Genomic DNA, 8722 nt, shown 5'->3' on the forward strand with positions numbered 1-8722 from the left:
CGCCCGGCCCGCGCCGCACGAACTTCCGAGCGAGGCATTTTCCTGCCTTCCGGGGACACGACCGGCTCCGTAGATTCGATGTCAGGAGAATCGCCGCCGTGCCCCCTGACGCCGCCCCCCAGCCGACCGCGACAGTCGACGTGGTCATCCACAAGGATATGCCGTGGGAGGCCTTCCCAATCATGCTTCTTGGAACTCTGGCAACGCCACCAACGTCGCCGGAGGACCCCCGATGGTGCGAGGCGTTGGAACTCATGCGACTAAGGGTTGCCACAGAGCGGGCTCAGTGTAACGGAGAGGAGGGCAGTCTCGAGACCGTCCTCAACGTCTCTGCGGCCGTTGCGCACCGCAAGGAGAAGGCGGCTTGGGTGCGCATCAACCGTGCCATGGTTGCTGCTCATGCGGTGATGCCCTTCGTCATCGGGGAGCATGCCAAGGTCTTGGGCGACTCCCTGGCAACTGCCGCCGCCGCATACAGGAAGCCTAAAAATCTCCAATGGCAGATCCACCGAGTGATGTCGCAGGAGTCAGCCCTCGCACGGCACGCTGCTCGCCGCGGCACACGCCCGCCACCAAAGCGAATGCCTGAGATGTCCGATTCCGAGGCTGGGACCAAGAACTTCATCACGCGTGTGCTCAGGCCCGCACGGCCGATCCTTCACATCGCGATATCGCTGGCACAGGCGATGGACACGGCTGAACTGCAGGCGCTCAAGACGTATCGGACGCCTCGTCTTTGGGAACGGGAGGGCTACGGAACGGGGCCGGCGGATGATAGCGAGGATGGAGTCGCGGTTCGCCCTCGCGTCACTGAGACGATGTTGCTGCTTCGCCCGGAGTTCTCGCGACAGGTGATCGGCGCGAGCGAGGCATTTCTCCCAGCGGTCCAGGCCTACTTGGCAAGTGGCCGAGCGAAGCCCGTTCCGATGGTTCGTCTTCTGTTGGAATGATGCGGTCGCTCCCGGAAATCGTGACCAAGTGAAACCTCGGCGCTCGGGGGCCGTGACACCGATGGGGCATGACAAACGCTCCTGTCCCCGAACGGTTCCCCGCGCTGCTGGCTCCGCAAGAGCCCGGCGCCCCTCCACGCCTCATCAATGGTCAGAGACTGACCCATCGGTCGCTGATCGCGCTGGTGCGGCGCCTCGCCTACATCGCCGCGTCCGAGAGCTTCCTCGCGAGCGTCGATCGGATCGACCCCCGCGTCACGACTAAACGCCCCGCTGAGGGGGAGCGCGAGCCATGACGGAGCTCGAACCGCTTCTGTCGGCGCGCCAGGTGGCTGACCTCTTCGGACTGACGCTGAGGACACTGAGCAACTGGGAGCGGGCCGGAACCCTGGTCCCTCTCCGCCGGCGCAGCCGCCGCTACTACCGGCGCTCGGACGTGGAGGTACTGTTGGGTATCGATAAGCCCCAGCAATTGCCTCTTTTTCCTGAGTTCGAATGATACTGGCAGCTACGACAAGAAGGGATTTTCATAGTTGCCAGAATCATTTTTTTCCGCCTCTTTCCGACTCACAGGAGATCGACATGAGCAGTCCCGATATCCCCACCGCCGCCCAGGCCCTGGCGATGATCCAGACCTGGGATGACAAGCCTTCCGACCAGCGCCGTAACCTCAGGACGGCGGTGAAAACCTATTGCCGCCTCGGTGGCAGCAAGCGCCCGCCTGAGATCGTTCGCCTGGACCCGGCCCGCTGCCTGCCTGAGGTCGACGCGGCGCGCGCCTCGGCACTCGGCATTTCCGACAAGAGCCTCCGCAATGTCCGAAGTGGCCTCCGCTATGTCCTGCGCCGCTGCGGCCTCCTGGCCCCCGTTCGTGAGCGCAATCCGGTGGACGATCCACGCTGGGCGGAACTGATCGGGCAGTTGCCCGCGCGCTTTCATCCTCATCGCCTCCGCGCCTTCTTGGAGTTCTGCGCGGCCCGGGACATCGTTCCCGAGGCCGTGACCAACGACACGCTCGTCGCTTACCTGGATCGACGCCAGGCCGAGCGAGGTGGCGACAACAACCGCGCCGATGTGCGCGAGGCGGCCCGCCAATGGAACAAGATGGCCAAGGCCCTGCCCGGCTGGCCGCAGATCGAGTTGGCCCTGCCCCCCGATCCGGATCGCACACTTTCCCCGCCCCTCGCGACCTACCCCGTCAGCCTTCAGCGGGAGGTGACCGAGTTCGTCGACTGGTGCCGCGGCTCCGGCGAGGAGTTCTTCGGCGAGGAGGCGGATGTGCGGGAGCCGATGAGCGAGGCGTCGATTCAGACCCGCCTGACGGGCCTGCGTCTCTTCCTGTGGGGGGCAGTCGAGACAGGAACGCCCGCGGAGGAGATGGATGGCCTCGAATGGTTGATGCGGTCAGATGTGCGCAAGCGCAGCATGCGCTGGAACCGCGAGCGCCTCGGCGGCAAGGTGACCGCCGGCCTCGCGACCATCGCGGATACGCTTCCCACGGTTGCGGCCTTCCTGAACCGACCCGAGGCGGAGCGAGCGGTTCTTCGGCAAGCCCTTCGTGCCTACCGCCCCAAGCGTCAAAAGGAGATCACTGAGCGCAACGCCCGGTTGCTCGATCGCCTCACGGACCCGGTCGCGCGCGGGAAGTTGCTCAAGCTCCCCTTCAAGCTCATGGAACGCGCACGGGAGATTCGAGACGGCTGGGTTTCCCACGAGGGGATCGACCATGCGCCCAAGTCCATGGAGGCATGCTGGCTGGCGGCTGTCGCGGTCGCGGTAGAGATCGAGCTCAACCTGCCGCTGCGAGTGAGCGACCTGACCCAGCTGACGCTCGATGAGGAACTTCGAATCCAGCGTCAACGCCGGGGCAGCCCAACGGCATTTCTTCGGGTGACAGCCAACAAGAATGACCAGGTGGTGGAGACCATCCTCGACGAGGAGAGCGCCGAACTGCTCCAGGAGTATGTCGATGCGTTCCGCCCCCTTGGTCCGCATCCGGAGACGCGCTGGCTCTTCCCGAACCGGGACACAGCAGGCCATGCGCGCGCGCCCCAGGGGTTCAGCGCAGCCATCATGGAGGAGTTGGAGAAGGAGCTTGGCTTCCACATGACGGTGCAGAGCTTCCGCTGCTTCGCGGCGACGGTCATCATGGAGATGAACCCGCACGCGATCGAGGATGTCCGACTGATCCTGGGGCATGCGGGCTTCGCCATGGCCGAACGCCACTACCGCCGGGTGAACCGCCACGCCGCCGCCCGCCGCCTGTCGGCCGGGCTGCGCAGCCTGCGACGCGACACCCAGCTCCAAGCGGCAGCACCCAGCTTTCGCCCCCCGCGCAAGGATAGAGGCATGCCTCGCCTGGGAGGCCGGTCGTGAGCGAGCGCCTCTGCCTCAAGCTCGAGCAATGGCCCGCATTGGACCGCGCCGCTTGGGAGCTTGCTCTCGAGGGAGATGACGAGGATCTCGAGCTGCCAGGCGCACGCCACCGCATCTCGAGGGAAACGCTGCTGAGCTATGCGACCGGCTATGGTCACTACCTCGCTTTCCTGGCCCGGACCGGAGAGCTGGTCCAGGGCGAGATGCCGGTCGAGCGGGCCACCCCGGCGCGGCTCAACAAGTGGCTGCTGAGCCTTCGTGAGCGCAGTCTCGCGCCGACCGCGCTCCGCCAATACCTCGTGAACTGCCATGCCGCGCTGCGGTTGATGGCGCCCCATGCCGATCTCTTGTGGATGCGCCGTCCCGGTGGCCGTTCGCTCAAGCGGGCGATCCCTGGAAAACCCAAATCGACCGTGGCGCACGACGTCGCCGACGTCCTGCCTCATGTTCAACGGCTTCATGCGAGCGCGCTCGTGCAGGAGGACAGCCCAGATCGGCGACAGGCCCTGCGGGACGTGGCTCTCATCGGCATCCTCCTGATGCGGGCCCCGCGGGTCGGCAGCCTGGTCGAGATGCTCATGGACGAGCATATCTGGCAGACGAGTGACGAGCTTTGGAACGTGCGCTTCCCGAGCGAGGACACCAAGGCGGATACCCCCATCGACTACCCCCTCGACGAGGAATGCTCCGGCTGGCTCATCGACTACCTGCGCCTGGCGCGCGCGGGCTTCCCCTATGCCGGGCGGTCGGAGCATCTCTGGATGGGCATGAAGGGTCCGATGACCCGCGAGGGCATCCAGCGCATCTGCGAACGACGCACGCTGGAATGGCTCGGTAAGCCCTATGGCCCGCATGCCTTCCGCAAGTGGCACCGGAGTTCGGCCGCTCGCCGCTCCCCGGAATTGGCCTTCGATGCGTCGCAGGTACAGGGCAACTCGGTAGAGGTCTCGGCCGAGCATTACGCGGAGGCCAACAGCCTGCACGCAGCTCTCCGTCATGCCCGCAACCTCAAAGCGATGCGCCGGCAGTTGGGTATCAAGACAGCGGCGAGCGCGAGGCCGAGACGAGGGGCGGCTTCAAAATCCGGCTTGGCGGCCAAGATGGATGGGCCTCATCCTGCCGCTCCCTCTCCTCGTCAGCGCCGGAGTCCTCGCCCGTGACCCACCGGAACCCTGTTTCTTCTCGTGGCCTGCGCGTGGCGATCTATGCCCGCTATAGTTCAGACGCGCAGTCGGAGCACTCGATTGAGGACCAGGTTCGGGTCTGCCGTGCTCGGGCGGATCGCGAGGGTTGGGAGGTGGGCGAGGTCTACGCCGACTACGCCTTGAGCGGCGCGAGTGCCGCACGCCCGCGCTTTCAGCAGCTTGTGACCGACGCCCGGTCGGGGCGCTTCGGAATGGTGCTGGCGGAGGCCTTGGACCGGATCAGCCGGGACCAGGAGCACATCGCGGGCTTCTACAAGCAGATGCGCTTCGCGGATGTGGGCGTCGTGACGGTCGCCGAGGGAGAGATCAGCGAGCTGCACATCGGCCTCAAGGGCACGATGTCGGCGCTCTTCCTGAAGGATCTGGCGCAAAAGACGCATCGTGGCCTGGAGGGCCGCGTCCGGGAGGGGCGTTCTGGGGGTGGCCTGTGCTTCGGGTATCGGATCCGGCGCGGGCTCAAGGCCGATGGCACACCGATCACGGGTGAACTTGAGATCGCGGAGGAGGAGGCCGCCGTCGTGCGGCGGATTTTTCGCTCGTACGCCAATGGCCAGTCCCCTCGCTCGATCGCCAAGGCGCTGAACGCCGAGGGCGTACCGGGCTCTCGAGGCGGGAAATGGACCGCGTCGATGCTCCTGGGAGGTGCGGCGCGGGAGACGGGCCTGCTCCGCAACCGTCTGTATGTCGGCGAGCGGGTCTGGAACAGGCAGCACTTCGTCAAAGACCCTAACACGGGCCGGCGCCTGGCGCGGCTGAACCCGCCCGAGAGCTGGGTGGTGACGGCGGTGCCGGAGCTGCGGATCCTGGATCAGGAGGTCTGGGAGGAGGCGCAGGCGCGCCTGCGGGCGAGCAGCACCAAGGGCGCCACCGACGAGGCGACCTCAGTCGGCGCCAACATGGGCAGCCGTCTCGGGCAGCAGCGTCGCGCCCCTTGGCTGCTTTCGGGTTTGGTCCGGTGCGGGGTGTGCCAGGGCCCGATGACCGTGGTCGGTGCCGAGGGGCGCCTGGGCTGTGCCAATCATGTCGAGCGGGGGAACTGTTCCAACAAGCGGACCATCCGCCGGCAGGTTCTCACCGACCGGGTTCTGCAGGGCCTCAAGGAACGCCTGCTCGCGCCCGAGCTGGTGGAGGAGTTCGTGTCGGCCTTCGTGGCCGAGATCAACACGGCCAACCGGGAGCGTGGGGCGCGCACGGCCCGGCTGGCCCAGGAGCAGGCGCGCCTAGCTCGTCAGGTCCAGAATTTTCTCGACCTGATCAAGGAGGGTCATGGGAGCGGCGCCATGGTGGCGGAGCTTCGCAAGGTCGAGGCGCGGCAGGCGGAGCTGGCCGCCGAGATGGCCGCGGCCGAACGCCCCGAGCCAGTCCCAACGCCTCACCCCAACCTGCCGGCGCTTTACCGCCGGCGGGTCGAGGCGCTGGAGGAGGCGTTGGCTGACCCTGAGACGGCGATGGCGGCGACGGGGGCTCTTCGTGAGCTGATCGAGGCGATACAGGTCTTTCCGGGGGAGCGTCGTGGCGAGGTGTGCCTGACGCTGGTCGGCGACCTGGCGGCTTTCCTGCAGGCCAGCGAGGCGGCCGAGGCGGGCAGTTCCGCGGCTGTTCTCGTGGCCCAGAACGGCAAAACGCCCGCAATTCGTTGGAGTTACGGGCGTTTCGGGAGAGTACTGGGATCGTTGGATGCGGGGACAGGATTTGAACCTGTGACCTTCAGGTTATGAGCCTGACGAGCTACCGGGCTGCTCCACCCCGCGGTGGTGATTGTGAGTTTTCGGTTGGGTGGCCTGGCGCTGACCGACTCTCCCGCCGCTTGAGCGGCAGTACCATGGGCGCTGGAGTGTTTCACGGCCGAGTTCGGGATGGGATCGGGTGTTTCAACTCCGCGATAGGCACCAGGCCACCGAACCGAAAACTGTGGTTCAGGTGGTGTTGGATTGGTTGGTTTTGAGTGGGTGGGTGAAGTGGGGTTTGGTGCTGCGTGCGGTGTGTCGCTGTTGCCAGCGAACACTGCATTGGGGAGTAGTGAGCCTATCGGGCGATTAGGATCGCTTAGCTGCACGCATTGCTGCGCTTCCACAGGCGACCTATCAACGTGATGGTCTATCACGGCCCTCGGGGAGACCTGGTTTTGAGGTGGGTTTCCCGCTTAGATGCTTTCAGCGGTTATCCCGTCCACACTTAGCTACCCAGCTGTGCCACTGGCGTGACAACTGGTGCACCAGAGGTATGTCCATCCCGGTCCTCTCGTACTAGGGACAGATCCTCTCAAGTCTCCAACACCCACAGCAGATAGGGACCGAACTGTCTCACGACGTTCTAAACCCAGCTCACGTACCGCTTTAATCGGCGAACAGCCGAACCCTTGGGACCTGCTCCAGCCCCGGGATGCGATGAGCCGACATCGAGGTGCCAAACCTCCCCGTCGATGTGGACTCTTGGGGGAGATCAGCCTGTTATCCCTAGAGTACCTTTTATCCGTTGAGCGATGGCCCGTCCACGAGGGACCACCGGATCACTAAGGCCGACTTTCGTCTCTGTTCGCGCTGTCACGCTCACAGTCAGGCGGGCTTATGCCTTTGCACTCAACAGCCGATGTCCGACCGGCTTGAGCCCACCATCGCGCGCCTCCGTTACAATTTGGGAGGCGACCGCCCCAGTCAAACTGCCCACCACGCAGGGTCCCGGCCCGGGATAACCAGGCTCGGTTAGACGCCAAAAAGGCACAGGGTGGTATTTCAAGGTTGGCTCCACACAAGCTAGCGCCCATGCTTCAAAGCCTCCCACCTATCCTACACAGTCCCTTCCTGGCGCCACTGCGAAGTTGCAGTAAAGGTTCATAGGGTCTTTCCGTCTAACTGCGGGTACCCCGCATCTTCACGGGGAATTCAATTTCGCTGAGCCCATGCCGGAGACAGTGGGGAGGTCGTTACGCCATTCGTGCAGGTCGGAACTTACCCGACAAGGAATTTCGCTACCTTAGGACCGTTATAGTTACGGCCGCCGTTTACCGGGGCTTCAATTCGATGCTTGCACATCTCCTTTTAACCTTCCGGCACCGGGCAGGCGTCAGACCCTATACGTCATCTCTCGATTTCGCAGAGCCCTGTGTTTTTACTAAACAGTCGCCACCCCCTGCTTTGTGCCACCCACACCTGCTTGCGCAAGCATGGGTCTCGCTTATCCCGAAGTTACGCGAGCAATTTGCCTAGTTCCTTCGACATGGTTCTCTCAAGCGCCTTGGTATACTCTACCAGTCCACCTGTGTCGGTTTAGGGTACGGTTCAATGTCAGAGCTATTTCCCGGACCTATCCAACCACCACACCAATCCAATAAGGCATGATGGAACTTCAAGGCCGTCACTTCTGACGAGCTCAGGAATATTCACCTGATTCCCATCGGCTACGGCTGTCGCCCTCGCCTTAGGGGCCGGCTCACCCTGCGCGGATTAGCCTTGCGCAGGAACCCTTGGACTTACGGCGAGAGGGTTTCTCACCCTCTTTGTCGCTACTCATGTCCGCATTCGCACTTCCCATACCTCCAGCACACCTCACGATGCACCTTCACAGGCCTAGGGAACGCTCCGCTACCACGCACCTTACGGTGCATCCACAGCTTCGGCAGATGGCTTGAGCCCCGTTACATTTTCGCCGCAAGACAGCTATTAGACCAGTGAGCTATTACGCTTTCTTTAAAGGATGGCTGCTTCTAAGCCAACCTCCTGGTTGTTTTGGCCGTCTCACATGCTTTCCCACTTAGCCATCATTTGGGGGCCTTAGCTGGTGGTCTGGGCTGTTTCCCTCTCGACTATGGACCTTAGCACCCACAGTCTGTCTGCCAGGTAGCACTCACCGGCATTCGGAGTTCGGTAGGGTTTGGTAGGGCTTTGGGCCCCCCTAGCCCTTCCGGTGCTCTACCTCCGGTGGTGTTCGCCTGACGATCTACCTCAATAGATTTCGCGGAGAACCAGCTATTTCCGAGTTTGATTGGCCTTTCACCCCTAGCCACAGCTCATCCCCGACTTTTTCAACAGGCGTGGGTTCGGCCCTCCAGTGGGTGTTACCCCACCTTCAGCCTGGCCATGGCTAGATCACTCGGTTTCGGGTCTCATGCCGGCAACTAAACGCCCTATTCAGACTCGCTTTCGCTTCGCCTACACCTAACGGCTTAAGCTTGCTGCCAACACGAACTCGCGG

The 8722-nt window shown here is 63.7% G+C and carries 5 protein-coding genes, 1 tRNA gene and 2 rRNA genes (1 of these 8 only partly in view); 5 read left to right on the plus strand and 3 right to left on the minus strand.

What is annotated here, in order from left to right; genetic code table 11:
- The first annotated feature begins 98 nt into the window (after window positions 1–98).
- From R9Z33_RS17835 to R9Z33_RS24795, 5 genes are all read left to right on the plus strand, one after another.
- A complete protein-coding gene (locus R9Z33_RS17835; protein ID WP_318647914.1) occupies window positions 99–950 on the plus strand; it encodes a hypothetical protein in 852 nt (283 codons plus the stop codon).
- Window positions 951–1242: 292 nt separating this feature from the next.
- On the plus strand, window positions 1243–1449 hold the full coding sequence (locus tag R9Z33_RS17840) for a MerR family transcriptional regulator (protein ID WP_318647915.1): 207 nt from the start codon (window positions 1243–1245) through the stop codon (window positions 1447–1449).
- 83 nt (window positions 1450–1532) lie between these two features.
- Window positions 1533–3326 carry a hypothetical protein gene (locus R9Z33_RS17845; protein ID WP_318647916.1) on the plus strand — a complete coding sequence of 598 codons (1794 nt, stop codon included), beginning with the start codon at window positions 1533–1535 and terminating at the stop codon, window positions 3324–3326.
- Window positions 3323–4486 (plus strand): hypothetical protein, encoded by a 1164-nt coding sequence (locus R9Z33_RS17850; protein WP_318647917.1) that lies wholly within the window; start codon window positions 3323–3325, stop codon window positions 4484–4486. The genes R9Z33_RS17845 and R9Z33_RS17850 overlap by 4 nt, the downstream gene beginning before the upstream one ends.
- A 35-nt stretch (window positions 4487–4521) precedes the next feature.
- Window positions 4522–6249: a recombinase family protein gene (locus R9Z33_RS24795; protein ID WP_404830688.1), complete on the plus strand. Its 1728-nt coding sequence runs from the start codon at window positions 4522–4524 to the stop codon at window positions 6247–6249.
- Here the strand turns inward: R9Z33_RS24795 and R9Z33_RS17860 are convergent.
- From R9Z33_RS17860 to R9Z33_RS17870, 3 genes are all read right to left on the minus strand, one after another.
- Window positions 6206–6282: transfer RNA gene (locus R9Z33_RS17860), tRNA-Met, on the minus strand. The genes R9Z33_RS24795 and R9Z33_RS17860 overlap by 44 nt on opposite strands.
- A 28-nt stretch (window positions 6283–6310) precedes the next feature.
- Window positions 6311–6425 (minus strand): 5S ribosomal RNA (gene rrf / locus R9Z33_RS17865).
- Between the two features lie 121 nt (window positions 6426–6546).
- Window positions 6547–8722 (minus strand): 23S ribosomal RNA (locus tag R9Z33_RS17870) (it continues 561 nt past the right edge of the window).

Origin of the sequence: Sediminicoccus rosea, assembly GCF_033547095.1 — a bacterium.
In the GTDB taxonomy this organism is placed as follows: Bacteria; Pseudomonadota; Alphaproteobacteria; order Acetobacterales; family Acetobacteraceae; genus Roseococcus; species Roseococcus rosea.